Source organism: Limosilactobacillus sp. (assembly GCF_051873075.1).
Taxonomy (GTDB): Bacteria; Bacillota; Bacilli; order Lactobacillales; family Lactobacillaceae; genus Limosilactobacillus.
This window is the reverse complement of the sequence record NZ_JBJEEM010000077.1, coordinates 1-24,678: the sequence shown is the minus strand read 5'-3', so window position 1 is coordinate 24,678 and position 24,678 is coordinate 1. Positions and strand designations below refer to the sequence as shown.

The 24,678-nt window shown below is 52.7% G+C and carries 20 protein-coding genes, 2 tRNA genes and 1 pseudogene; 17 read left to right on the top strand and 6 right to left on the bottom strand.

The features are described from left to right. Positions 1-55: 55 nt before the first annotated feature. Together ACI31J_RS07750 and ACI31J_RS07745 are read left to right on the top strand one after the other, a co-directional pair. Positions 56-128, top strand: a tRNA-Ala gene (locus tag ACI31J_RS07750). A gap of 31 nt (positions 129-159) precedes the next feature. Next, a tRNA-His gene (locus tag ACI31J_RS07745) sits at positions 160-234 on the top strand. Between the two features lie 89 nt (positions 235-323). On the opposite strand, the gene ACI31J_RS07740 is transcribed toward ACI31J_RS07745, so the two are convergent. Further along, positions 324-914 (bottom strand): TetR/AcrR family transcriptional regulator, encoded by a 591-nt coding sequence (locus ACI31J_RS07740; protein ID WP_439773847.1) that lies wholly within the window; start codon positions 912-914, stop codon positions 324-326. A 167-nt stretch (positions 915-1,081) separates the two neighbouring features. Here ACI31J_RS07740 and ACI31J_RS07735 point away from each other — a divergent pair, with 167 nt between their 5' ends. Beyond that, a complete protein-coding gene (locus tag ACI31J_RS07735; RefSeq protein WP_439773846.1) occupies positions 1,082-5,359 on the top strand; it encodes an acyl-CoA dehydratase activase-related protein in 4,278 nt (1,425 codons plus the stop codon). A gap of 107 nt (positions 5,360-5,466) precedes the next feature. Here ACI31J_RS07735 and ACI31J_RS07730 read toward each other — a convergent pair whose 3' ends face one another. Genes ACI31J_RS07730 through ACI31J_RS07720 form a run of 3 tightly spaced genes read right to left on the bottom strand, consistent with a single transcriptional unit; the run spans position 5,467 to position 7,838 of the window. Next, positions 5,467-5,634 (bottom strand): FeoB-associated Cys-rich membrane protein, encoded by a 168-nt coding sequence (locus ACI31J_RS07730; protein ID WP_439773845.1) that lies wholly within the window; start codon positions 5,632-5,634, stop codon positions 5,467-5,469. 12 nt (positions 5,635-5,646) lie between these two features. Beyond that, the gene (feoB, locus tag ACI31J_RS07725) at positions 5,647-7,632 is read right to left on the bottom strand and encodes a ferrous iron transport protein B (protein ID WP_439773844.1); all 1,986 of its coding nucleotides are present in this window, start codon (positions 7,630-7,632) and stop codon (positions 5,647-5,649) included. Beyond that, the gene (locus ACI31J_RS07720; RefSeq protein WP_439773843.1) at positions 7,632-7,838 is read right to left on the bottom strand and encodes a FeoA family protein; all 207 of its coding nucleotides are present in this window, start codon (positions 7,836-7,838) and stop codon (positions 7,632-7,634) included. Before ACI31J_RS07720 ends, feoB begins: the two co-directional genes overlap by 1 nt. Before the next feature lie 203 nt (positions 7,839-8,041). Here ACI31J_RS07720 and sufC point away from each other — a divergent pair, with 203 nt between their 5' ends. The 11 genes and pseudogenes from sufC to ACI31J_RS07665 form a co-directional block, all read left to right on the top strand. Further along, complete coding sequence (gene sufC / locus ACI31J_RS07715; RefSeq protein WP_439773842.1) at positions 8,042-8,839, top strand: Fe-S cluster assembly ATPase SufC; 798 nt, start codon at positions 8,042-8,044, stop codon at positions 8,837-8,839. A gap of 11 nt (positions 8,840-8,850) precedes the next feature. Continuing rightward, positions 8,851-10,137, top strand: a complete 1,287-nt coding sequence (gene sufD / locus ACI31J_RS07710; RefSeq protein WP_439773841.1) for a Fe-S cluster assembly protein SufD — start codon at positions 8,851-8,853, stop codon at positions 10,135-10,137. After that, a complete protein-coding gene (locus ACI31J_RS07705; protein ID WP_439773840.1) occupies positions 10,118-11,356 on the top strand; it encodes a cysteine desulfurase in 1,239 nt (412 codons plus the stop codon). Before sufD ends, ACI31J_RS07705 begins: the two co-directional genes overlap by 20 nt. Next, entirely contained in the window at positions 11,343-11,801 is a 459-nt protein-coding gene (sufU, locus tag ACI31J_RS07700) for a Fe-S cluster assembly sulfur transfer protein SufU (protein WP_439773839.1), read from the top strand. Before ACI31J_RS07705 ends, sufU begins: the two co-directional genes overlap by 14 nt. Beyond that, positions 11,798-13,207: a Fe-S cluster assembly protein SufB gene (gene sufB, locus ACI31J_RS07695; RefSeq protein ID WP_439773838.1), complete on the top strand. Its 1,410-nt coding sequence runs from the start codon at positions 11,798-11,800 to the stop codon at positions 13,205-13,207. The genes sufU and sufB overlap by 4 nt, the downstream gene beginning before the upstream one ends. Before the next feature lie 14 nt (positions 13,208-13,221). Next, entirely contained in the window at positions 13,222-13,548 is a 327-nt protein-coding gene (locus ACI31J_RS07690) for a metal-sulfur cluster assembly factor (protein WP_439773837.1), read from the top strand. 16 nt (positions 13,549-13,564) lie between these two features. Next, positions 13,565-14,464, top strand: a complete 900-nt coding sequence (locus tag ACI31J_RS07685; RefSeq protein WP_439773836.1) for a helix-turn-helix domain-containing protein — start codon at positions 13,565-13,567, stop codon at positions 14,462-14,464. A gap of 143 nt (positions 14,465-14,607) precedes the next feature. Continuing rightward, a complete protein-coding gene (locus ACI31J_RS07680; protein WP_439773835.1) occupies positions 14,608-15,726 on the top strand; it encodes an exonuclease SbcCD subunit D in 1,119 nt (372 codons plus the stop codon). Continuing rightward, complete coding sequence (locus ACI31J_RS07675) at positions 15,726-18,830, top strand: AAA family ATPase (RefSeq protein ID WP_439773834.1); 3,105 nt, start codon at positions 15,726-15,728, stop codon at positions 18,828-18,830. The genes ACI31J_RS07680 and ACI31J_RS07675 overlap by 1 nt, the downstream gene beginning before the upstream one ends. An 18-nt stretch (positions 18,831-18,848) precedes the next feature. After that, entirely contained in the window at positions 18,849-19,094 is a 246-nt protein-coding gene (locus tag ACI31J_RS07670; RefSeq protein WP_439773833.1) for a hypothetical protein, read from the top strand. Between the two features lie 117 nt (positions 19,095-19,211). After that, positions 19,212-19,343 (top strand): annotated as a pseudogene (locus ACI31J_RS07665) (NAD(P)-dependent alcohol dehydrogenase); the annotation flags it as partial. A gap of 62 nt (positions 19,344-19,405) precedes the next feature. Here ACI31J_RS07665 and ACI31J_RS07660 read toward each other — a convergent pair. Together ACI31J_RS07660 and ACI31J_RS07655 are read right to left on the bottom strand one after the other, a co-directional pair. Then, a complete protein-coding gene (locus tag ACI31J_RS07660; RefSeq protein WP_439773832.1) occupies positions 19,406-20,098 on the bottom strand; it encodes a DUF554 domain-containing protein in 693 nt (230 codons plus the stop codon). Positions 20,099-20,504: 406 nt separating this feature from the next. Next, on the bottom strand, positions 20,505-20,978 hold the full coding sequence (locus tag ACI31J_RS07655; RefSeq protein ID WP_439773831.1) for a pyridoxamine 5'-phosphate oxidase family protein: 474 nt from the start codon (positions 20,976-20,978) through the stop codon (positions 20,505-20,507). Between the two features lie 254 nt (positions 20,979-21,232). Between ACI31J_RS07655 and tpiA the strand changes: the two genes are divergently transcribed. From tpiA to ACI31J_RS07640, 3 genes are all read left to right on the top strand, one after another. Further along, the gene (gene tpiA / locus ACI31J_RS07650; protein WP_439773830.1) at positions 21,233-22,036 is read left to right on the top strand and encodes a triose-phosphate isomerase; all 804 of its coding nucleotides are present in this window, start codon (positions 21,233-21,235) and stop codon (positions 22,034-22,036) included. Positions 22,037-22,194: 158 nt separating this feature from the next. After that, positions 22,195-22,737 (top strand): GNAT family N-acetyltransferase, encoded by a 543-nt coding sequence (locus ACI31J_RS07645; protein WP_439773829.1) that lies wholly within the window; start codon positions 22,195-22,197, stop codon positions 22,735-22,737. Positions 22,738-22,742: 5 nt separating this feature from the next. After that, the gene (locus tag ACI31J_RS07640; protein WP_439773828.1) at positions 22,743-23,474 is read left to right on the top strand and encodes a DUF975 family protein; all 732 of its coding nucleotides are present in this window, start codon (positions 22,743-22,745) and stop codon (positions 23,472-23,474) included. The last annotated feature ends 1,204 nt before the right edge of the window (positions 23,475-24,678 follow it).

Sequence of the window (24,678 nt, the reverse complement as noted above, 5' to 3'; positions counted from 1 at the left end):
GACACCAGCCTTTCACGCTGGTATCGTGGGTTCAAATCCCGCACGGGTCACTTTTGGGGAATTAGCTCAGCTGGGAGAGCACCTGCTTTGCAAGCAGGAGGTCATCGGTTCGATTCCGTTATTCTCCATTGGCATTTATTGCCTGAATTGAATTTATTGGCGGTATTGGTGAAGTTTGGTTAACACACCGGTTTGTGGGTCCGGCACGCGTGGGTTCAAATCCCACATACCGCCCTTTTTATTTTTAGTAAATGAAAACAGCTCATATCTCAGATGTGAGCTGTTTTTTGTTTGCGCCGAATTTTAATCAGTGGTTAGGGGGCTTAGAACTTCGGCTCAAAGCCCAAGACCTTCATATGGCCTTCCAGGGCCAGCTGAACCAGGGTGTGAGCCAGCTGGTGCTCACTGATTCGCCCGGCGGCACCGTTGTGAAGCCACCATGCAATCACACTGGTGAACATTGCGATGATGTAGGTGATTACCAGGTCGGCCGGGATGGCACTGTTCCGGTTAATGCCCACCTTGTCCAAGATCGGGGCGATGTTGGCGGCCAGGACGGGACGCAACTGTTCCTGCAGCTTGTAGGCGGGGGTGTCGTCAATGATGAACAGGATCAAGTCCCGGTTTTGATTACAGTCCTTAAGCACGGCCGTGATCGTCTTTTCAAGGTCGGAAAACATGATCTGGCGGTTGAGAAAGAGCCGCGGGTTGCGCAGGGGGGCAAACAGGCCGATCACCTGGTTGAAGATGTGCTGGTAAAGGTCCTGCTTATCCCGGTAGTGGGCGTAAAAGGTAGCCCGGTTGATCATTGCCTTCTGGGCGATTTCCTGGACCGTGATGGCACTGATGTTTTTTTCCTTGGTTAGTTCAATAAACGCGTGGATAATGTTCTGCTTGGTTCGCTTAACGCGCATGTCCTCTCGAAGTGTGATTTTAATGCCTCCCGAATAAAAACTAATCCAACACAATGTCGGTATTTGTTGTTTAACAAACGGATCGTGAAAATCTGCTGATTGAAAGTTAGTAGTTTTAGAATCATTATATTACTATACACACTGTTGGAAAAGGGAGGATATTAAATATGGAAAAGCAACTCTTTGGTGGTATTGATGTTGGTTCAACGACGGTCAAGCTGGTCGTAATGGACGCGGACCATCAAACCCTTTTCTCCCGCTATGAGCGGCACTTCGCCGACGTGAAGGCTGCCAGTAAACGAGTGATTAAGGAAGCGATCGCGGAGCTGGGTGGTGAAACACCAATTTCCTTTACGATCACTGGGTCTGGTGGAATGGGCCTTGCTAACCTCTTGCAGCTGAAGTTTGTCCAAGAAGTGATTGCCTGTACCAAGACTGTCGAGCAGCTGATCCCCGAAACCGACGTCGCCATTGAACTTGGTGGTGAGGATGCCAAGATCACCTTCTTCGGCGATTCCCTGGAGCAACGAATGAACGGGACTTGTGCCGGGGGGACCGGGGCCTTTATCGACCAGATGGCGGTCCTGCTGGATACGGATGCCGATGGCTTGAATAAGCTGGCACATAATGCCCAAAAGATTTACCCGATCGCCAGTCGGTGCGGGGTCTTTGCCAAAACGGACGTCCAGCCGTTGATCAACGACGGTGCCCGCAAGGAAGACATCGCCGCAAGTATCTTCCAGGCGGTGGTTAACCAAACCATCTCTGGCTTGGCCGCTGGGCACAAGATCAAGGGCCACGTGGCCTTCTTAGGTGGTCCACTGTACTTCATGGACCAGCTCCGCTACCGCTTCATCGAAACTCTCCATTTGACGGATGATGAAGTGATCTTCCCAGAAAATCCACAGCTTTTCGTCGCCCAGGGGGCCGCATTATACGCTAGCGACCAGCCCAAGCTGTCCCTGGACATCCTGCTGGATCGTTTGGAGAACGGTGATGCCTCCGTCCTGTCTCCGTCCCACTCTTTAGACCCGCTCTTTAATAACGAGGACGAACTCGCCGCTTTCCGCCAGCGCCACGCCAAGGACCGGGTCGAAAGCGGTGACCTGGCTAACTACCACGGAACCGCATTCTTGGGGATCGATGCCGGGTCGACGACGACTAAGATTGTCTTGATGTCTGCCGATCACCGGTTGCTGTTTACTGAATATGACAACAATGATGGTGATCCGCTGGAGAAGACCAAGCAGATGCTGCGCGACCTGAGCCAGCAGATGCCAGACGACGTTAGAATCGGCAAGGCCTGTGTCACCGGTTACGGGGAGCACCTGATCAAGAATGCCCTCAATGTGGACCTGGGCGAGGTCGAAACCGTTGCCCACTACCAGGCCGCCCACTACTTCCAGCCCGACGTCGACTTCATCCTCGATATCGGTGGCCAGGACATGAAGGCGATGACCGTCAAAAACGGGGCGCTCGCTGATATTAAGCTGAACGAGGCCTGCTCGTCCGGTTGCGGCTCGTTTCTCGAAACCTTTGCCAGCGGGTTGAAGTACAATATTCGAGACTTCGCCCAGGCGGCGCTACTGGCCAAACATCCCGCCGACCTCGGTTCCCGGTGTACCGTGTTTATGAACTCTAAAGTTAAGCAGGTTCAAAAAGAAGGGGCCACGATCGGCGACATTTCCGCGGGGCTGTCCTTCTCTATCATCAAGAACGCCCTGTTCAAGGTGATTAAGATGCGCAGTGCCGATGAACTCGGCCGCCACATCGTCTGCCAAGGGGGAACCTTCTATAACGATGCCGTTTTGCGGGCGTTTGAGAAGATCGCTGGCGTTGACGTGATCCGGCCGAACATCGCCGGGCTGATGGGGGCCTATGGTGCCGCCTTGATTGCCGAACACAATTACAAAGCCGGTGACCACACCAGCCTCCTGTCCCTTGATGAGATGGCCCAACTGTCCTTTAAGAAGGAGTACATGCACTGTGGTGGCTGTGCCAACAATTGTGAGCTGACGTTGACGATTTTCAACGATGGACGCAAGTTTGTTACCGGTAACCGTTGTGAACGGGGTGAGGCGCGCGCCCTGCGGATGCATGGCGAACGTCCCCGGAACAATGGGAAGGTTAACCTGGTTGAGCGAAAGTACAAAGAACTCTTCAAGTACCGGCCGCTGCGTAGCAAGTTGGCTAAGCACGGGACGATTGGGCTGCCCCGGGTCCTGAACATGTACGAGGATTACCCGCTGTGGGCCACCTTCTTCAAAGAACTCGGTTTCCGAACGATCCTCTCGCCACGGGGCAGCAAGAAACAGTACGAGAAGGGAATGGAAACTATTCCGTCTGATACGGTCTGCTATCCAGCTAAGAACGTCCACGGCCACATCATGGCACTGATCGCCAACCGGCACGTTGACCGGATCTTCTACCCGGCCATCGTCTACGAATTGCAGGAGAAGAAGGCGGCCAACAACCACTTCAACTGCCCGATCGTTCAGTCCTATCCCGAAGTAATTCGGAACAACGTCGACGAAATTCGCAACGGCGAGGTAGACTACCGGGACCCATTCCTGAACTTAGCGGACCATAAGTCAACGGCGGAAAACCTGTACGAGTGCTTTAAGGACCTGGGCGTCACTAAGCGTGAGGTCCAGGATGCCCTAGAGGCCGGTTACCAAGAATTGGCTAACTTCCACCAGAAGATTCATAATTGGGGTGAAGATACCCTGATGATGCTGAAGCAGACTGGTGAGCACGGGGTAGTTCTGGCGGGTCGTCCTTACCACCTTGATCCGATGATCAACCACGGGATTTCTCAGATGATCGCGGCCGCTGGGTTCCATGTGCTGACCGAGGATTCGATAGCCCACCTGGGAGACGTCAAGGGTCTGCGGGTAGTTAACCAATGGTCCTACCACTCCCGCCTGTACGCAGCGGCCCGGATCGCGGCCAAGACCCCGGAACTGGAATTTGTCCAGCTGAACTCGTTCGGCTGTGGGCTTGATGCCATCGATACCGACCAGGTCGAAGAAATCATGAACCAGTACAACCGGCTGTACACCTGTCTGAAGATCGACGAAGGGGATAACCTGGGGGCTATTCGAATCCGGATCCGGTCACTGAAGGCCGCCATCCAGGAACGGACCGAGAAGCAAATCCATCCGGAGAAGCTTTACGACAACCCTGTCCCAGTGAAGTTCACCAAGGAAATGAAGAAGGAAAAGTACACCCTACTCTTGCCGATGCTGTCACCAATCCACCAGCACAACCTGGTTGACGTGGCCCTGCGTGCGTCCGGTTATAACGTGGTCAACTTGCCAATCAAGGACCGGCGCTCGGTCGATGTCGGGACCCGTTACGTGAACAACGATGCCTGTTATCCAGCGATCATCTCGATTGGACAGATGATCGAAGCATTACAGAGCGGCAAGTACGACCTGGACCACACCGCCGTAATGATGAGTCAGACCGGTGGGGGTTGCCGGGCAACCAATTACGTTCCGCTGATCCGGAAGGCATTGAAGGATGCCGGCTTCGCCCAGGTACCGGTGGTTTCAATTTCGCTGGGGAACCAAGGGGTTGAGACAACGCCAGGCTTCAGCTTTACCCTGCCACTCATCAAGCGGGCCGCCATCGCCTTCCTGTATGGGGACCTCTTCGAGCGCCTGGTCTACCATACCCGGCCGTACGAGGTGGAGAAGGGCGCCACCAACGCCCTTTATGCCGACTGGCTGGAGCGGGTCCGGCCAAACGTAGAGAACGGGAGCTTCAAGGAATTCAAGCGCAACGTCTGGGCAATCGTCCACGACTTTGATACCTTGCCAGTGCGCGATATTGTTAAGCCACGGGTCGGGGTGGTCGGCGAAATCCTGGTCAAGTACTCGCCGATTGCCAATAACGATATTGTCGGCACCCTGGAAGCCGAGGGTGCTGAGGCCGTGGTTCCAGACATCGTCGGCTTCATGAATTACTCATTGTACAACCAAGTCTACCGGCACCAGCACTTAGGCGCCAAGAAGAGCTCACAACTCTTTGCGGCGGTTCTCTTGAAGCTGATCCGCCAGGCCGAGAAACCGATGGATGAAGCACTGCGGGCCTCTGAACACTTTGAGGGGATCACCCCGTGGGACGAAGTGGTCGCCGGTGCTAAGCCGGTGCTCTCCCTCGGTAACATGACCGGTGAAGGCTGGTTCCTGCCTGGTGAGATGGTTGAGCTTCTTCGCTCCGGTGTCGACAACATCGTCTGCATGCAGCCGTTCGGGTGTTTGCCGAACCACATTGTCGGCAAGGGGATGCTTAAGGAGCTGCGGCACGAATACAAGGGTGCTAACCTGATGCCAATCGATTACGATCCGGGTGCCTCAGTTGTTAACCAGCTCAACCGGATTCGCCTGATGATGGCTACCGCGAAGAAGAAGCTGGCCGAACAGGAAGCAGTTAAGTAACTCAAAAAGTACTGAATAAAACGAAATGCCCGCCAAGCATTCAGATGAAACGGAAATTCATCTAGTGCCTGGCGGGCATTTTAAATATATATCGAATGAATGATGTCCTAATGAATGGCCTGATCGTGTTGAGTCTTCAGCTTCTTTAGTTCGCAGTCGTAATCGCAGGCGGCACACCGGCCCCCGACCTTAACCCGATGGAAGGCGCGAATGATGATGGCGATTGCCAGGGCAATAATGATCAGGATAACAAGGACGTTGAAAATAAGTTTCACTAGGAAAACCTCCTAAAAGATTAATGAACCGATTTGGAAAATCAAGAATGAAGTTACGTAAGCGATGACCAAGCCCATCCCCACGGAGAAGAACAGCCACTTGCTGGACCCCGTCTCTTCACGAATGGTGGCCAGGGTGGCGAAGCAGGGGATGTAGAGAAGGATGAAGGCCATCATGGCATAGGCAGCCACCGGAGTCATGAACTGGCCTAGGGAAGCAACCAGGACGGCCTGACTACTGGTATGAAACATGACCATCATGCTGGAAGTGATGACTTCCTTGGCGAGTACCCCGGTGAAGAGGGCACTGATGGCCTGCCATTGTCCAATGCCGATTGGGCGGAAGAATGGCACAAGGCCGTGACCCAGCACGGCGGCAAAGCTCTTGGTGGAGTCGGTCACGAAACCGCTGGGACCAAAGCTTGAAAGTAACCAAATGAGGACGGTGCCGGCAAAGATGATGGTCCCGGCTTTCTTGATAAAGCCTTTCCCCTTATCCCAGGTGCCGTGCCAGATGATGTCGAGCCGGGGCAGATGGTACTCCGGCAGCTCGACGATGAAGACCGAGCGTTCCTTGACGTGGAAGAGGAGCTGGTAGAGCTTGGCGACCAGCAGGGCCACCAGAATGCCGAGAAAATAGATTGAAAGGACAATCAGGGCTTGGTGGTGCGGGAAAAAGGCCGCGACGATGATCCCGTAGATCGGCAGGCGGGCAGAACAGCTCATGAAGGGCATGATCAGGGTGGTGACGAGCCGCTCTTTGGGTTGCTCAATGGTGCGCGCAGCCATGATTCCGGTGACGTTGCAGCCAAAACCAATGATCAAGGGGATGAATGACTTGCCGTTGAGGCCGATCATCTGCATGAGCCGGTCAGTGACCAGAGCGGCTCGGGCCATATACCCCGAATCTTCCAGCAGGGAGATGCAGGCAAACAAGGTAAATATTTGAGGAATAAAGGCTAGCACGCCGCCCACCCCGGCAATGAGCCCGTTCACCACGAGGGAACGAAGCGGAGCAATAGCCCCCACCTCCAGCAGAAAGTGATTGGCCGCGTTTGAAACCGGCACTGAGAGGAACCAGTTGAGCCAATCCGAGAGGGGAGAACCGACCCATTCGAAGGAGAGCTTAAACATCAGGTAAAATATTCCAGCAAAGATCGGCAATCCAAGGATCGGGTTGGTCACGATCCGATCGATGCGGTTGGTAATCTCTGGTTCATTTTGAACAGCTGATGTGGTAGCCGTGTCCAGCAATTGCTCGATGAAGTTCAGGCGGGTTTCATAAATCTGCTGGCTGAACTTTTGGGCATCGTAATAGCCAGCCTGGCTGAGCAGGGGAGTCAGATTTTTCTGCTTGGCATACTCGCGAATGGCTCGGCTATGGTCGATAAAGTTGATGGCTAGCCACCGGGCCGTCTGCTGGTCATAGCGATAGTCGGTGCAGAGTTTAGCGGTTGCTTGCTCGATTGCCTGCTTAACGGCTGACGGGTAGGCGAGCTGGAGGGTCGGCGCTGAGACGTCCTGGTAGTCGATGATTTGTTGACGCAAGGCTTGGATCCCCTGATGCCCACGGGCGTTAGTGGTGGTCACCGGGCAGCCGAGGCGCTGGCTGATCACTTTGAGGTCGTATGACAGGCCGCTGCGGTGCAAGTCATCGATCATGTTAAGGATCAGGATCGTCGGCAGCCCCCGCTCTAGGACCTCGATTGTTAGTAAAAGGTTCCGCTTTAGCTGGCTAGCGTTGGCGATGTTTAGGACGAGGTTAGGACGGTTATTTAATAGGTACTTGGCGACTACGGCTTCATCCTTGGTGATTGGATTAAGGGAGTAGGTGCCGGGGAGATCGGTGATCTGGATGTCCGTTTTCTTTAGGGTTCCCACCTTTTGTTCGACCGTAACCCCTGTCCAGTTCCCCACGAAGGCGTACTTGTCGGTGAGAGAATTAAATAGGGTAGTCTTACCGGTATTCGGATTGCCAATTAATGCGACGTCTACCATTAGAGATTCGCCCCCGTTAACGCAGCAAAGTCACGGTAGCGAATGCCAATCCGCTGGTGATTATTTTCAATTATGATCGGGCCGTGAAAAGGATAGCGCTGGATGACTTTGATCGGGCAGCCCTCGCACAGCCCCATGTTATGGAGACGACTCGCGGTGGCTTGGTTGAGACAGTCAAATGAGTGCAGTGTGTATTGATTAATCATATTAGGTGCCTCACATTCATTATTCCAAAATTATATAAAAGCAGGGTTAATATGGTTATATTATACTCCAGCGGAAGCGCTTAAAAAACAATCAAATGTAAAGTTTATTTTTGATAATATCCGGTTTATAATATGAGTGTTCGCTTTTTTGCGATAATGAACTAAGAATATTTTGGAATATTAATTAAGGGGATGCTTAACAAATGGCCACACTTGAAGTGCGTGATCTACACGTTTCAGTAAAGGATGAAGAAAGCAAGAAGGAAAAGGAAATTCTGAAGGGCGTTAACCTGAAGATGCAAACGGGCGAGATCCACGCCATCATGGGGCCAAACGGGACCGGGAAGTCAACCCTTTCCCAGACCATCATGGGCCGTCCCGGTTACAACATCACCCAGGGGGACATCCTTTTAAATGGGGAGAGCATCATTGACATGCCGGTTGACGAACGAGCACGGAAGGGACTCTTTCTGGCAATGCAGTACCCAGCCGAGATCCAGGGGGTTACCAACGCCGAATTCCTGCGGGCTGCCATTAACGCCCGCCGCCCGGAGGATGATCAGATCTCGGTAATGGACTTCATCAAGAAATTGGATAAGAACCTTGCTCTCTTGGACATGGGCCAGAAGATGACGGAGCGTTACCTTAACGAAGGCTTCTCCGGCGGTGAGAAGAAGCGGAACGAAATTTTACAGTTGCTGATGATCGAGCCGACCTTTGCCATTCTTGATGAGATTGACTCAGGGCTGGATATCGATGCTCTCAAGGTGGTTTCCAAGGGTGTGAACTCCATGCGCGGCGATAACTTTGGCTCCCTGATCATTACGCACTACCAACGGTTGCTTAATTACATCGTGCCGGATACTGTTCACGTGATGATGGACGGGCGGATCGTTAAGACCGGGGGTCCTGAACTGGCCAAGAAGCTGGAAGACGAAGGGTACGCCGGCCTGCGCGATGAATTAGGCTTGGACATCAAACTAGTTGACGATGAGGACTAGGAGGCGTTGAGATGACTGATTTAGCAAACGCAAAGGAACAGCTGACCCAGGCCAGCCGGCAGAACAATGAGCCCGCCCAGCTTTTGGAACGGCGTTTAGCTGCTCGCGAGCTGATGGAAAAGTTGCGGCTGCCACGGATGCAGCGGTTCAAGTTTCATGATTGGCCGCTGATTGCTGATCGGCCCCTCCGCTGGGTTGAATCAGCGACCGACTTGGAGCAACTGGCCCCGGACGATGAAGTGATCCGGGTCACCCAGGTTGGCCAGACTACGGTTAATATCCACATTCCCGAAAAGCTGCGTGCGGCCGGTGTCATCCTGACTGACATTTTCACGGCGGCAAGGGAGCACAGCGACCTCTTCAATCGTTACTTCATGACGGCAATCAAGGCTGACGAAAACCTACTCACGGCCTATCACCTTGCCTACCTTAATGCGGGCCTGTTTTTATACGTGCCGAAGAACGTGGTGATTGAGAAGCCGATTGAGGCTGAGTTGGTTCAGGATAACACACAAGCAGAACCGTTAATCTCCCATATCCTGGTGATTGCCGACCGGGGAAGCGAGGTCAAGTTCATCCAACACCTGACCACGGTTGGCGAGCAATCCAATCCCGCCAACATGATGATCGAACTGATTGCCCGGGACAACAGTGAGATTGACTTCTCATCCCTGGATGAATTCGGTGCTCAAACCCATACCTACTTCAAGCGTCGGGCCGACATTGGCCGTGACGCGCACGTTGAATGGGCGGTCGGCTTGATGAACGATGGCGATACGGTTGGTGATATGGATTCCGAGCTGCTCGGCGAGGGGGGCTACGCAAATTCAAAGATGATTGCGGTCACCACCCGCCAGCAGGAAGTCGGGGTCAACAACCGGGTGACGAACCACGGGAAGCACACCACCGGGCTGATTAACCAGCGGGGGGTTATCCTGGAGAACTCCGAACTGATCTTTAATGGGATCGGGCAGATCATCCATGGTGCACATGGTGCCAAGGCTGATCAACAAAACCGGGTTCTGATTATGTCCGACCAGGCCCGTGGGGATGCCAACCCAATCCTTCTGATCGACGAAAATGATGTGGAAGCGGGGCACGCCGCTAGTGTCGGCCCAGTTGACCCGCACCAGATGTACTACCTGATGAGTCGGGGAATTCCGCGCAAGCAGGCGGAACGGATGGTTATCCGGGGCTTCTTAGGTGCTGTCCTGAGCGCTATTCCGGCGGCCGATGTACGGCAGAAGCTGGTGGACATTTTGGAAAGGAAGCTTACTGATGGCCAACAATATCAATGATTACACCGCTGATTTTCCCATTTTAGACCAACGGGTGAACGGTGAACGACTTGCCTATTTAGACAATGCGGCAACGGCCCAGAAGCCGCGCCAGGTGGTGCAACGGCTGGTCGACTTCTATGAACACGATAACGCTAACGTTCACCGGGGTGTTCACACCCTGGCGGAACGAGCAACGAGTGAATACGAAGAGGCTAGGCAGAAGCTTCAGCACTTCATCAACGCAGCCGATTCCCGGGAGATTATCTTCACCAAGGGGTGCACCGATGGATTGAACCTGGTGGCTGCCACTTACGGTGAGCAAAATATTAAAGCCGGTGATGAGATCGTGATCTCCATCATGGAGCACCACAGCAACCTGATTCCCTGGCAACAGCTGGCGATCAAGAAGCACGCGACGCTTAAGTATATCGGGTTAACCCCGGACGGCACCCTCGACATGGCCGACGCCCGGCAGAAGATCACGGACAAGACCAAGATCGTTGCTATTGCCCATGCCAGCAACGTCTTGGGAACGGTTAATCCGCTCAAGGAACTGGCTAAACTAGCCCATCAGCACGGGGCGGTTCTCGTTGGCGATGGGGCCCAGTCGACCCCGCACATGCCAGTAGACGTCCAGGACCTGGATGTTGACTTCTACGCCTTCTCGGGTCACAAGATGATGGGACCGACCGGGATCGGCGTGCTGTACGGCAAGCTGGACCTGCTTCGCCAAATGCCGCCTTACCAGTATGGCGGCGAGATGATCAGCGCGGTTCATCGTTATCAGACGGAATTCGCTGACGTCCCATTCAAGTTTGAAGCGGGAACGCAGAACATTGCAGGGGCAATTGCCCTGGGCACGGCGGTTGACTACCTCGAAAAGATCGGTATGGATAAAATCGCGGCGATGGAACAGCAATTGGTTGACTATGTCTTACCAAAGCTCGAAGCACTGCCGTATGTGACGGTTTACGGCCCGCAAGATCCGCAAGAGCACACGGGTGTGATTGCCTTTAACATGGACAACCTTCATCCTCATGATGTGGCCACGGCCCTTGATGCCGAGGGAGTCGCGGTACGGGCTGGTCACCACTGCGCCCAGCCGCTGATGGAGGCGCTCGGCGTGAGTGCCACTTCCCGGGCCAGCTTTTATTTCTATAACACGAAGCAGGATGCAGACCAATTGATTAATGCCATTAAGGCAACAAAGGAGTTCTTTGACGGTGGGACTATCTAAATTAAACGGCTTGTACCGTGAAGTGATCTTGGATCATGCCAATCACCCGCACAACAAGCACGACATTGCAGACGCAACCAATAAGATGACCGTTCACAACCCAACCTGCGGCGATACCATCAACGTGGCGGTGGACGTGAAAGACGGCCGCATTGAAAATATCGGCTATACCGGGTCCGGCTGTACGATTAGCCAGGCCTCGGCCAGCATGATGACTGAGGCCGTTAAGGGAAAGACGGTTGAAGCTGCCCTAGCGATGGCCAAGACTTTTTCGGATATGGCAATTGGCAAGCAGCACTCTCAAGCCGACCTGGACCAGCTGGGGGATGCGCAGATCCTGACCAGCATTATGGAATTCCCTGCCCGAATCAAGTGTGCCACAATTTCCTGGTGGGCCCTGCAACGGGCGCTGTTAAAAAACGACGATGAGGAGGAAAAGCAATGAGCGATGACGCAGCAAGCATCGTCAATGGCGATGAAAATTACGAATACGGTTTTCACGACGACGTGAAGCCGGTCTACTCGACTGGTCGGGGCCTGACCGAAGAAGTTGTCCGGCAAATTTCGGCGGCCAAGCATGAACCTCAGTGGATGCTGGACTACCGGCTGAAGGCATATCAGATTTACAAGAAACTACCGATGCCGAAATTCGGTCCGGACCTGTCCAAGCTGGACTTGAAGAACATGCTGTACTACCAGAAAATGACCGACAAGAAGTTCCGGGACTGGAAGGATGTTCCGGAAGACCTGAAGCGGACCTTTGACCGCCTGGGGGTTCCCGAGGCAGAGCGGAAATACTTGGCCGGTTCTTCGGCCCAGTACGAGTCGGAAGTGGTCTATCACAACATGAAGAAGGAATTTGCCAAGCTCGGCATTATCTTCACCGATACCGATACGGCCCTGCGTGAATACCCGGACCTCTTTAAAAAATGGTTTGGCAAGCTGGTGCAACCGACTGATAATAAGTTTGCGGCCTTAAATGCGGCAGTCTGGTCAGGGGGTTCCTTTATCTACGTACCTAAGGGTGTTAAGACGAAGACGCCGATCCAGTCTTACTTCCGTCTGAACGCCGAAAATACTGGTCAGTTTGAGCGGACCTTGATCATTGTCGACGAGGGTGCCAGCGTGGACTACGTTGAAGGGTGCACGGCGCCAAACTACTCCTCAGATAGTCTGCATGCGGCGGTCGTCGAGGTCAACGTCTGCAAGGATGCTTACTGTCGATACACTACCATCCAAAACTGGTCGGACAACGTCTACAGCCTGGAGACCAAGCGGGCCGCAGCGGCCGAAAACGCGACGATGGAGTGGGTCGACGGTAACCTGGGCTCCAAGGTAACGATGAAGTACCCGAGTGTCTACCTCAACGGTGAGGGGGCCCGGGGCACGATGCTCTCCATCGCGGTGGCTAGCAACGGGATTCACCAGGACTCAGGTGCCCGGATGATCCATAACGCTAAGAACACGTCGAGCTCGATCGTTTCCAAGTCGATTGCCAAGACCGGGGGTTCGACCGATTACCGGGGCACGGTCCGCTTTGGTAAGCACTCTGATGGTTCCAAGGCCCACGTCGAATGTGATACTATTATCATGGACGATAAATCATCATCGGATACGATTCCGTACAATGAGATCGATAATGCACACGTGGCGATGGAACACGAGGCCAAGGTCTCCAAGATTTCTGAGGAACAGCTCTACTACTTGATGAGTCGGGGCATTTCTGAAGCCAAGGCTACCGAAATGATCATCATGGGCTTCGTGGAGCCGTTCACTAAGCAGTTGCCGATGGAGTATGCGGTGGAATTGAACCGGCTGATCAGCTTTGAGATGGAAGGCTCCATTGGTTAATAGGAGGGATCATGATGGCAGAAGAAAGACAACATACGCCAACGGAAGATAGTGTGATGGGCGCCCTAGAGCGGGTGATTGACCCCGAGCTCGGCATTGACCTGGTGAACCTGGGCCTGATTTATGATGTCCGAGTCGATGATGACGGCCATTGTACAGTGACGATGACCCTGACGACGATGGGCTGCCCGTTAACCGATTTCCTAAATGACGCGATCGCCGAGGCCGTTACCTCGGTCGATGGGGTTAACGACTGTAAAATCGAATTGGTTTGGGAACCGGCGTGGAGCATTGACCGGATGAGCCGGTTTGCCAAGATCGCGCTGGGGTTGCACGCGTAAAGGAAAGGGATAATGAATGGACATTCAGCAATTTGTTCGCCGACGTAAACAATTAGGGATCTCGCAGACGAAGCTGTGTACGGGGATCTGTACGCAGTCAACCCTGAGCAAGTTTGAGAACCAGGGCCGGGTACCGTCGATCAAAATCCTCAGCCAGCTTTGCGAACGCCTGGGGATGACAATCGGGGAGCTGAGTGATCAGCAGGTTACGACCCAGCCCAAGCTCGAACACCCGTTGAACCAGGTCGAACTGTTGCTGATTGCCGAGCGCTTCCCGGCTGCCATCCGCGAGCTGGCAAAAGTGGAAGTAGCAACCCTTCCCGAACCCAAACGTCAGATGCAGTACTACTACTTAAAGGGGATGCTGGATACCCTGACCAACAAGCAGACAGCCACGACGACCTTTGATTTTACGCAGATCTTAGATAAACTGGATGAACAGCATGAAACGGTCTTTGCCCAGCTCGCCTATTTGGGCTTTGGGATCCTGTATGCTCGTAAGAACCGGCTGGGGGACGCCGAGTTCTTCTTTACGAAGGTAAGCAAGTACCTTGACCAGCAGGCCGCTAGTCCCCAGCACTTACGGCGGTTGAATACTATCCAGTACAACCGATTGGTGATGTTGATGTACTATGATGCCGAGTACCAGGCCCTGCGCGCACGATTGGATAGAAGCACTCAGCTCATTCAACGGGTTACTCAGCTTTGCGCGGCCCGTTGTGAGACCTTCTTGATGCCGCGGACCAAGCTGTTGGCGGCCAATAACGCTCTGCAGGCGGGGACGCCATCCTACCGGGTCGTGGAGTTACTCACGGAGGCCCTGACCTTTGCCCGCTTCAATGGGAATGTCGTAGTGGAACTGCAAGCGGCGGCGCTGAAAAAACAGCTGACTAATATGGAACAGCAAACCAATTAAGCTAAGCTGATTAAAAGCATTTGCCTGCTCTGGATGAAGAGGAGGTAAATGTTTTTTATTTTGTTAACGTGAATTGCTTCAGCTTGGCTTCGGCGAGCGGCTTTGCCTATAATGGAATTATCAAAGAAGAAGGAGCGATCGTGATGCGTTTTCTGCACACCGCCGATTGGCATGTCGGCAAGAATTTGAATGGCTTTGACCTGCTAGCTGACCAGCAAAATGTTTTTGAACAAATTGAGGGCATCGCCCAGGACAAGCAGGTGGATGGGGTGGTGATCGCCGGGGACCTCTATGACCGGAGCATTCCCAGTGAGGCGGCGGTCCACCAGCTTAACCAGGAATTGGTCCAGTTGAACCTGGTCGATCATTTGCCAATCCTGGCGATCAGCGGGAACCATGATTCTGCTACCCGACTTGGAACTGGAGCCGATTGGTTTGTCAACGAGTCCTTTTACCTGAATACCACCCTAACGGACGCCTTTCGCCCGGTGACTGTCGGGGACACGGAGTTTTTCCTGCTGCCCTACTTCGGGATTCAAGCGGTGCGGAATTACTTTGGGGATGACAAGATTCACAACGTTAACGACGCAATGGAGCGGATCGTTGGGGAGATGCAGAAAAACTTCACGCCCGCCCTGCACCATGTCCTGGTAGCTCACTTCTTTGCGGCGGGGAGCGAACGGACGGCGGACTCGGAGACCACCATTGAGGTTGGGGGGCTGAGTGCCGTGGCGACGACGACCCTGGCCCCGTTTGATTACGTTGCCCTGGGCCACCTCCACAACCGCAATGCCCTCCGTGCTGATCGGATACGCTACAGCGGCTCGCCAATGAAGTTCTCCGTGTCCGAGGCTGGTCAGGAAAAGGGAGTTTGGATTATCGACACCGTGCCTTTTAACGCTGAGTGGGTGCCACTTCGCCCTGCCCATGACATTCATAAGATCAAGGGCACGTTTGCGGACCTGGTAGCAAACAGCCCCCAGCAGCCGCGGGATGATTTTTACGATGTTGAACTAACAGACCACGAGCGTATTCCGGACGTTCTCAATAAGCTTCGTGAACGCTATCCGAAGATCGTCAGCCTGCACCGGACGCATGAGGCCCGCCAGATTGACTTCGACCACCCCCAGACGCGCCGGCAGCAGTCACCGACAGAATTATTGGCGGACTTTTACCAGCAAACCATGGGGATCGATATGACCGACCAGCAAGCCAAGTGGGCTGCCAATGCCCTAACTGCTATCAAGGGGGAGGAAGAATAATGCGACCAGTAAAAATTGAACTGCAAAATTTTGGCCCCTACGAACAGACCGTGATCGACTTCAATGAGTTTGACAAGCGGCCGCTGTTCTTGGTAGCCGGCAACACCGGCGCGGGGAAGACCACCATCTTTGACGCGATGTGCTACGCCCTCTTTGGCAAGACCACCAGTGAGCAACGGCCAGCGGCGGCCTTACGCTCGGACTTTGCTGCCCCTGACCAGGAAACCAGGGTGACCTTCACCTTCACGCACCAGGGGCAGACCTATCAGGTGACCCGGCGCCCCAAGCAGATCCTAATTGGACACCGGGGCCGGCCGGTGGAGCATAACCAGTCGGTCGAGCTGATTTATCCTCTGGAGAGTGACCGGCCGCAAGCGATCACCAAGATTAAGGAGGCCGATGCCTTCATTACCGACCTGCTCAACCTGACCCGGGACCAGTTCCGCCAGATCGTCTTACTGCCGCAGGGGAAGTTCCGTCAGTTCCTGGATTCCGACAGTAACACGAAGGAAGAACTGCTTCGCGACCTGTTTAACACCACCGTCTACGACCAGTGGGCCCAGCGGCTGAAGGACCAGTTGGCAAAACGCAAGCGGGACTTGGTGGACCAGGCAAATAAGCTTCAGGCAGCCAAGGAGGGAGTAACCACGGTGGACGCCGGACTCAGCAATGATGAGTGGCTGACAGCGGTCGAAAGCCAATTGGCCGACCTGCAACGTGACCTGACCGCGCTGAATCAACGGACAGCCGACCAACAGAAGCAGGTCAATTCGGTCACTAAGCAGCTTCACGATGAGCAAGATTTGCAACGCTGGCTGACCGCGTTGGTGACGGTTAAACAGGCTGCCCAAGAATTGGCCGTGCAAAAGGACCAGGTTGTAAAGGATCAGGCCCAATTGGCGGATCTGCAATGGTTCCAGGATCACCAGGTTGCCTACCAGCAGTGGCAGGACGGTGAACGGCAGCAGGCGGACCAGCAAAAGCAGCTCACCAGGCTGGCAAACCAGTTGGAGAAACTCAATGGCCAGCTTAAGGATAGTGACCAGCACTACCAGGCTTTGACGGTTAAGCAACCGGCAATGGAAGGACTTCGTGACCAGGCCCATGAGCTGAGTAAGAAGCTTCCATTATTTGCTACCGTTAACCGGCTGCGAACCCAGGTTAAGACGGACCAGCAACGCTTGACCACGGCGCAGGAACACCAGGAGGCTCACCAGCGCCAGACCGCTGACCTGAGTCGCCGGATTACGGCGATAACCGATCAATTGGCGGCTTACGGTGACCTGGAAGCTACTCGGCGGACTCTCGACCAGCGACAGCGTCACTACGCCGACCTGCAAACGGCTAAAAAGACGCTTTTGGAGCAGTGTGCGGCTCAGCAGGCCGCCGTTCAGCAGCAAGGCCAATTAGCCGCAAAACTCAAACAGCAGGCAGCCACCGTCGAATGCCAGACCCAGCAATTGGCCGACCTCAATGACGCCGACGCCCGCTACCAGATTGCCCGCTTGGCAACGAGACTGAAGCCAGGATCCCCATGTCCGGTCTGCGGGGGACTTGACCATCCCCACCCGGCACACGCTACCGATGAAGTGGTAATGGTGAGTGATGAAAAACTTCAGCAGGCTAGTGACCGCCTGCAGGCTAGCCGGGACGCCCAGAGCCGGCTGGCAGAACGGGCCAAGCAGGTTCGGACTCAACTGACGGACTTGGCTACCCAGGTTGCCGCCGCCCAAACCCAGCTGGCCCAGCTCCTGGACAGTGACAAATTACCAAGCGACTGGGAAGGACAAATCACTCGGTATGGGAAAGAACTCCAGACTGCCCGCCGCGATCTGCAGGAAAAAGAGACCGCTGCTGCACGAAAGCAAAAGTCCCTGGAGAAGCTCAAACAGCAGGCGGCCGAGCTGGAGGAACCTCTGAAGCAGGATGGTGAGGCGGTGCGGCTCGCTCAGCAGGAATTGACGAAAAATCAGGCAGTTTTGCAGACACGGCAGGCGGAGTTGCCGGAAGAGCTGGGTGACGAGGCCACCATCAAACGGCAGGTGGCTGACTTGCAAGGGCAGTTTGCCGAATTTACTGACCAGTTGCAAGCGGCCACGCAAAAGCGGCAAGCGATTACCCAGCAGCGAGCCGTCACGGAGCATAGCCTGATGACGGTTAAAGATGATCATGCAACCCTGGAGGAACAGCAGTATCGCCGGCATAAATTGTTAGCTAAGGCCCTTGAAGCCTATCGTGCGGATTTGAGCTGGGATTTTTGGGATCAGGCACAGGGACAGCTTCCCCAACTGAAAAAGCTGCAGGCAGCCATCCGTGATTATCAGACCCGAGTCCATGATAATGAACAGCAGGTACAACGGCTGACCGCCCAGATTGGTGATCGTCCGGCCCCAGATATTGAGAAGACTCGGTCCGCCTTGAAGATGGCCCAGCAGGCGTTGCGCGAGTTGCAACACGCTGTGGCCCAGCATGAGCTCCAACGAGAGCACCTGACGAATGGCCGGCAGCGGGTGATAAAATTGCTCAAGGCCAGCGGACACCAGGAGAAAGAACTGGCCTCCTTCCAGACCCTGACTGATGTGGTTACTGGAAATACGGAGAACCACCTTAGTCTGGAGCGGTATGTCCTGCAGTCCTATTTCCAGGAGGTCCTCGCGGCGGCAAACGTCCAGCTTGCCCAGCTGACCAACGGCCGTTACCAGTTCGAACTCTCCAATGACCGCCATGGTGCCGGGGCTAAGTGGAGCGGCCTGGAGGTCAACGTTTACGATGACAATGCCGGCAAGACGCGGAGTGCCCGGACCCTTTCCGGTGGGGAGAGCTTTATGGCTTCCCTGGCCCTGGCTCTGGCCCTCTGTCAGATCATCCAGGAGCAGAGCGGGGGGATCAGCATCGACGCCTTATTCGTCGACGAGGGTTTCGGCTCGCTGGACCAGACCGCCCTGGCCGATGCCCTTCGATCCCTGCAAGAACTCGAGGGTCATCGCATGATCGGAATCATCAGTCACGTGACCGAGCTGGAGGAGCAAATTCCAGACCAGCTGCGGGTTAGCTCGGTCAATGGCCGGAGCAGGGTTTCCTACCAGCATGATATTCGGGCTTAGGTAAAAGGAGAAATTGGGATGACAAAGGCTACAACAATGATTGATTTGCTAAATGAGCTGCCCGCCACCGTTGACCCGGCTAAGTTTACTGCGGACATGTTGCGGGCGATTGCACGGTTACGTAAGCGGCCCCTCGATATTTACTATGCTGGGCCACGGAGCCTGCGGGTCGATGGGGTGACGATGATGGTCGATCTCCAACCCAAGCAGGCCGTGATCATTCATTTTAATGGCCACCAAGTGAATGTTCGGGTACCGCTATAGACAAAATGATGTTTATTTAACAATAACTAAATTCACCAGTTGAACGTTAATTATTCTATTAGTTTGGGTTGATATATTAGCATAACAGTGTAAGCGAAAACACTTGCTTTAAAATAGATGTTTGACTTCGATAAGGCCAAGAAGTTCTATGATCTTGAAGATATTAATCAGGCCAACGCCGATTCAGTATCCGGCAAGGTCATTAAGCCGGTGTTGATTATCGATAAGGACTACAAGCCTGGTGATTAATTTATATATGAAAAGAACAGTGATCCGCATGCAAAGTGGATCACTGCTCTTTTTTGATTATCTTAGAATAACCCCGTCAGATCCCGGAAAATAAAGAAGACAATCGGGACAAGCAGGGATGGCAAGATATTAAGCGTCTTGATGTCACGGATCTTGAGGAGGGAGAGCCCAGTGGAGGCAATCAAGAAGCCACCGACGATGGCGATCTCGGTGACCAGGGGACCGGTGAAGAAGGATGCCGAGAGGTACTTGGCGACCAGGTAGATGCCGCCCTGCCAGCAAAACAGGGCTGGCGCACAAAAGAGCATGCCCCAGCCGAAACTGGCGCCGAAGACGATGGTCGTCACCAGGTCCAGCGTGGCGTTGGTGAGGAGCATCGTTTCGTCGTGGCGGACCGCCGCCATCACCGGCCCGACGATTGAAAGAGCCCCAATGCAGCAAAGGAGAATTCCGGTGGCCAGCCCCTTGACCAGTTGCGACTTGCCGCCGAAGCGCTTGATCAGGTGGTCAAACCGACGATCAAGATCCCACCAGGTTCCCAGGAGGGTCCCGAGAGCCAGGCTGACGATGAAGAGCACCGGGTAGTGACTTTTCGGCAGGTTATTGACGACGTTTTCGAGGCCAATCCCCAGGGCGGCGAGCCCCATCACCGTAAAAAGGGCATCCTCGTATTTCTTGTTGATACCGCGCTTCAATAGGCAGCCGATGGTGGTACCGATCAGGATCGCGGCGACGTTGACATATGTTCCAATCATGATGATTCCTCACTATTATTGAGATTTCACATCCTCTATCATAACAGATATTTGTCGAAGCTGATTCTATTGGGACCGTTTTGGTTAGGTTAAAGAATTACAGGCGGTGATGGATGAGGCTTTGGTTGCCGCTTTCGTAATGCCCCCAGGCGCTGTAGACAGTAACCATCTTGTTTTCCTTGTCAACAGAATAAACTACGCGATTGCTGCGGCTGATTCTTTTAGAGTACAGATTCGGGTGTGGGACGCGTTTCTCTAGCAGCTCAAAATGGTGCGTCCTTGATAGCGGCATTGTAAGAAGTTCGTCTTTGATTTTTTCGTAAGTCTTAATGAGGTGGGCGGCTTGGAGGTTCTTCTTGTGCTTACGGATTAGGTGACGTTCTTTTATCTGATACATTGCACTTACCTAGTTAAAATTAAAGGATTTTTGAAAGATAGGACTTTGACGGAGGTCATAAACTGACCCGCTTAATGGGGTGATTGCAAAGGGCCTTAAGATCGCGCGCCGTTCAGAAAAGTTCTCACCAGAAATTCTAGCCATTTCTGGATGTGCTGAAAAGATGCGGTCGAGGTAGGATTGGTCAACTTCCTCAACAATGCCAGTTAAAGTTACCCCAACGCTGGTCATTGTTTCCGCGCCCCGCAGAGCGGTGATTGAAATCTGCGGGTGGGATTTGAGACGCTGATAGAAGGGCTTTTCAAAGGTAGTAGCAAAGATTAGCCGACCGTTGTCGTAGAGCTCAATGTCGGCAACATTAGTATGCGGGTTGCCGTTTTGATCGACGGTGCCAAAGACGACGGACTGGAAGGAATCGGTTATCAATTGCAGAAAATCTTTGCTGGTAGTTTGGTTTGTTAATGTCGGAATTTCTTTACGCATATTTTTGGCTCCTGTTGTTTTATATTTTACAAGTACAAGATAGCATTAAATTTGCAGATTGTCAAAATTGAGGCTGGCTTGATTGTGTAATCTATGACGGAACTTTTCGCCAACTTTCTGAGAGCGGCGGGACAGTGGTATAATTATATTGGTAGTTTATTTCTTAATAATCGGTCAAGAAGCGAAAAAACAGCATGACCGGCAAACTAAAGTATGTCATACTTAAATAAAACACCTGCGAGGGGGAAGCAATGATGCGTAAACCGTTTATTGCGGCTAATTGGAAGATGCATAAGAGCGTCGCGGAGTCCGTTGCCTTTGTTAATGAGATTAAAGATAAGTTACCTGATCCGGAGAAGATTGAGGTGGGGATCGCCCCGCAAGCTTTTTCACTGTACAGCATGAAACAGGCGGCCGGCAAATCTGGTCTCAAGATCATTGCCCAAAATGCTGCCGCTGAATACTCCGGTCCCTACACCGGTGAAATCAGCCTGCGCGGGCTCAAAGACTTGGGTGCTTCGTACGCGATGCTCGGTCACATTGAACGCCGCCGCCTCTTCGGTGAAAACAACGAGGCCGTCAATAAGAAGGTGAAGGCGGCCCTCCAGATGGACATTACCCCGATCATCTGTACAGATGAAACGATGGTGCAAAAAGAGGTCAACGGCGAGATTCACTACGTCTTCCAACAGTTGATGAGCGTCCTGCATGGGGTCTCTTTGGACCAGATCAAGCGGGTCGTTATCTCCTATGAGCCGAGTTGGGCGGTTGGTGTCGGTCAGCACGCCAATGCAGCGCTGGCCGAGGAAGGCTGCCGGATGATCCGGCGGACGATTGCGGATAACTACACCTATGAGATCGCCGACAAGATTCGGATTCTCTATGGGGGCAGTGTTAATCCGGATAACATTAAAGAGATCATGGCAAAGCCCGACATCGATGGCGTATTGATCGGCCGGGCCAGCCTTGATGTTGATAACTTCCTGAAGATGGTCAACTACGCCGAAACAGAAGAAAAGGAACTTGCTCGAGTTGCCAAAAAAGGCAACAAGCACTAAACAGATTTGATCTTGACGGTCGCTACGGTTTAATTTAGGCGACCGTCTTTTTTCATTAAAAGTAAGGTTGTTTTCAGCCGTTTAATGTATAATATTTGATGAATTAATAATTTGGCTGGTGTCATCTAGGTGTTTGGCACCAGATAGGAGTGAGTATTATGAAAATGAAAAAGGCCACGATGGCTGATTTGGATACCATTTTAACGATCCTGCGTAACGGGCGTGACCAGTTGGCCGAGCGAGGCGTTGACCAGTGGCAGGGCGACTATCCAAACGCCGAACACATCAAGGAAGACATTGAGCACGGCTATGCTTACTTGGCCCAGTCCAACGATAATCAGACGGTGGGGACTCTTTCCATTGTCGATGCCCCTGATCATTTCTACGATGACCTGAACGGGAAGTGGCTGATGGAGACGGAGAATTACGTCGTTATCCACCGCGTGGCCATCCATTCTGACCACGCGGGGAAGGGCTATGCTTCAAAGCTCTTCATCCATATGCTGGACTACCTGGAAGAACACCGGCCAGAGGTTAAGTCCATCCGGATCAGCACCAACGAGAATAACCAGGTGATGCAACACGTGATTACCAAGAACGGCTTTACCAAGGTGGGGACCCTTCACGGGGCTTATCGTCCGCAAGAACTTTCATACGTGTACGAACTCCTGGTACCGAGTGTTAGTGGGAATTTGGCATAGGAAACATGAAGACAAGAAAGCAATTAAAGGCAGAAGCGCGAGAACTCCTCGCTGGCAACTGGTTGACGGCGATCAAGCTGAACATTGTGCCAGTGATCTTCCAGGTCATTACTGGGATTATCGTCGCTGGAGTACTGGCCGGGCTGACATACTACTTTACCAAGATTGGTGCCGAATTGCCGGGTGAATTCTCAGCGGAGGCGGGTACTAACGGGCATGCCAGCTCAGGACAGTCATTTATTGGCAACTTGATCACCACCTACTTACTGCTCAGTGTTGACTTTGCGCTTATTGATTGGGTGCGGACCAAGACCCCGACGGCGGAGCCATTCAAGAAGGCTTTCCAGACCATCTCCGGGAAGTACATCCTGCCGGTGTTCGTCCTCTACGTTATCCAACGGGTCCTGCTTTTCCTGTGGACACTGCTTCTGGTGGTGCCGGGAATCATCAAGATGTTTTCCTACTCGCAGACTTATTACATTTATAAGGACGTTAAAGAACAGGGTGGGGATACGGACCACAGTTACTTTGACTACGTAACAATGAGCCGTCAGCTGATGGATGGCCATAAGTGGGAATTATTTGTTTTGCGGCTGAGTTTCCTCGGTTGGGACATTCTCGGTGTCCTGACGGCGGGGATCGGCTTCATCTGGATTACACCCTACAAGCAGATGACCTACATGAACTACTACGTTTCCTTAGTGGGGGACCGCTACCACGAATGGGCTAATGATTAACGACTAATTTAAGGTACTCGGCGTTCTGAAATTTAATGGAGCGCCGAGTATTTTATTTGGCCATAAGCGACAATGCAAAGTTGGAATTTACTTTAACCAAAATAAAACAAACAACTAAAACAGCATATGGAAAGCTCCTTAAGGTTGACACTTTTACTATTTAGAAGTGCCGACCCTAAGGGGCTATTTCTAATCTTGATTGGTTTAGAATACGCTTACTTTAATAATGCATATCCCTAAATTTTGCTTGCGCCAAAGCGTTTCATTGGCTTGCCATTTTCAGCAGCTTGTTTTGCGTTTTCCATGCGTCGGCCCCATCCAGTCAAGACGGCAACCACGAATGTAAAAAATAACGTGAAGGCGTAAAGTGTACCGCCTGCTACGACTACGGGGATAGCTGAGTCATTGCGGAACCAATAAAAATACACTTAGGAAAGGAATATCGCTGGCAAGCGGTTCGCAGTCCCATCAAGTAGGTTAGCACGCCGGTATGGATGGATATTCTTGGCATGACCAACCCTATTTAAAACGGAACCAAACGTCAGAATCGAAGCACCCGTTACCCCGCCGAATAAGATTGTTACTAAACTGATTCCTAGCATTGATATTAGTTCGGCGCCTCGCTGTGTTTTGCCGGCTTTGCTGGATAGGATTTTATTAGCGATATAGTCAAGCATTCCAGCATCCGTCAAAACTCCCATGATTCCAAAAACAGAACCAGGGCAATCGTTGGGAGAATATCATTGATCCCGCTGATTAGAAATCCTGTTGCCTCATTTTTTGAGAGATGGTTTGCAAAGACGGCACTGAAATTAAATAGGTGGAATACCAAACCGGTAATCGTTCCTAAAGTAAGACCAGTTAGTAACCCTTTATAAATATCACGGTTTTTTGTTGAGAATACCAGCATAATAATAACGGGAATCAACATAATAAGCGGGGCGGGGTTCGAAGCGGCGGAAAACTTTCCACTAGTTGACAGCTTTCTGGAATAGCTTACTGAAACTTACTCTTCCGTATCGGTTCGATCAATTGATTACGTCATATCTTAGCATCACAACTCTTTTTTGACGAGGCTTTAATTATTGTAATGCGTAGGAGGGCTCCATAGTAGGGATAGGACTTAAGGCACTTGATATTCCGAAGCTGATTGGATCCAGATAATTTAATGCAAAGTTGAAATTTACTTTAACTAAAATAAAAC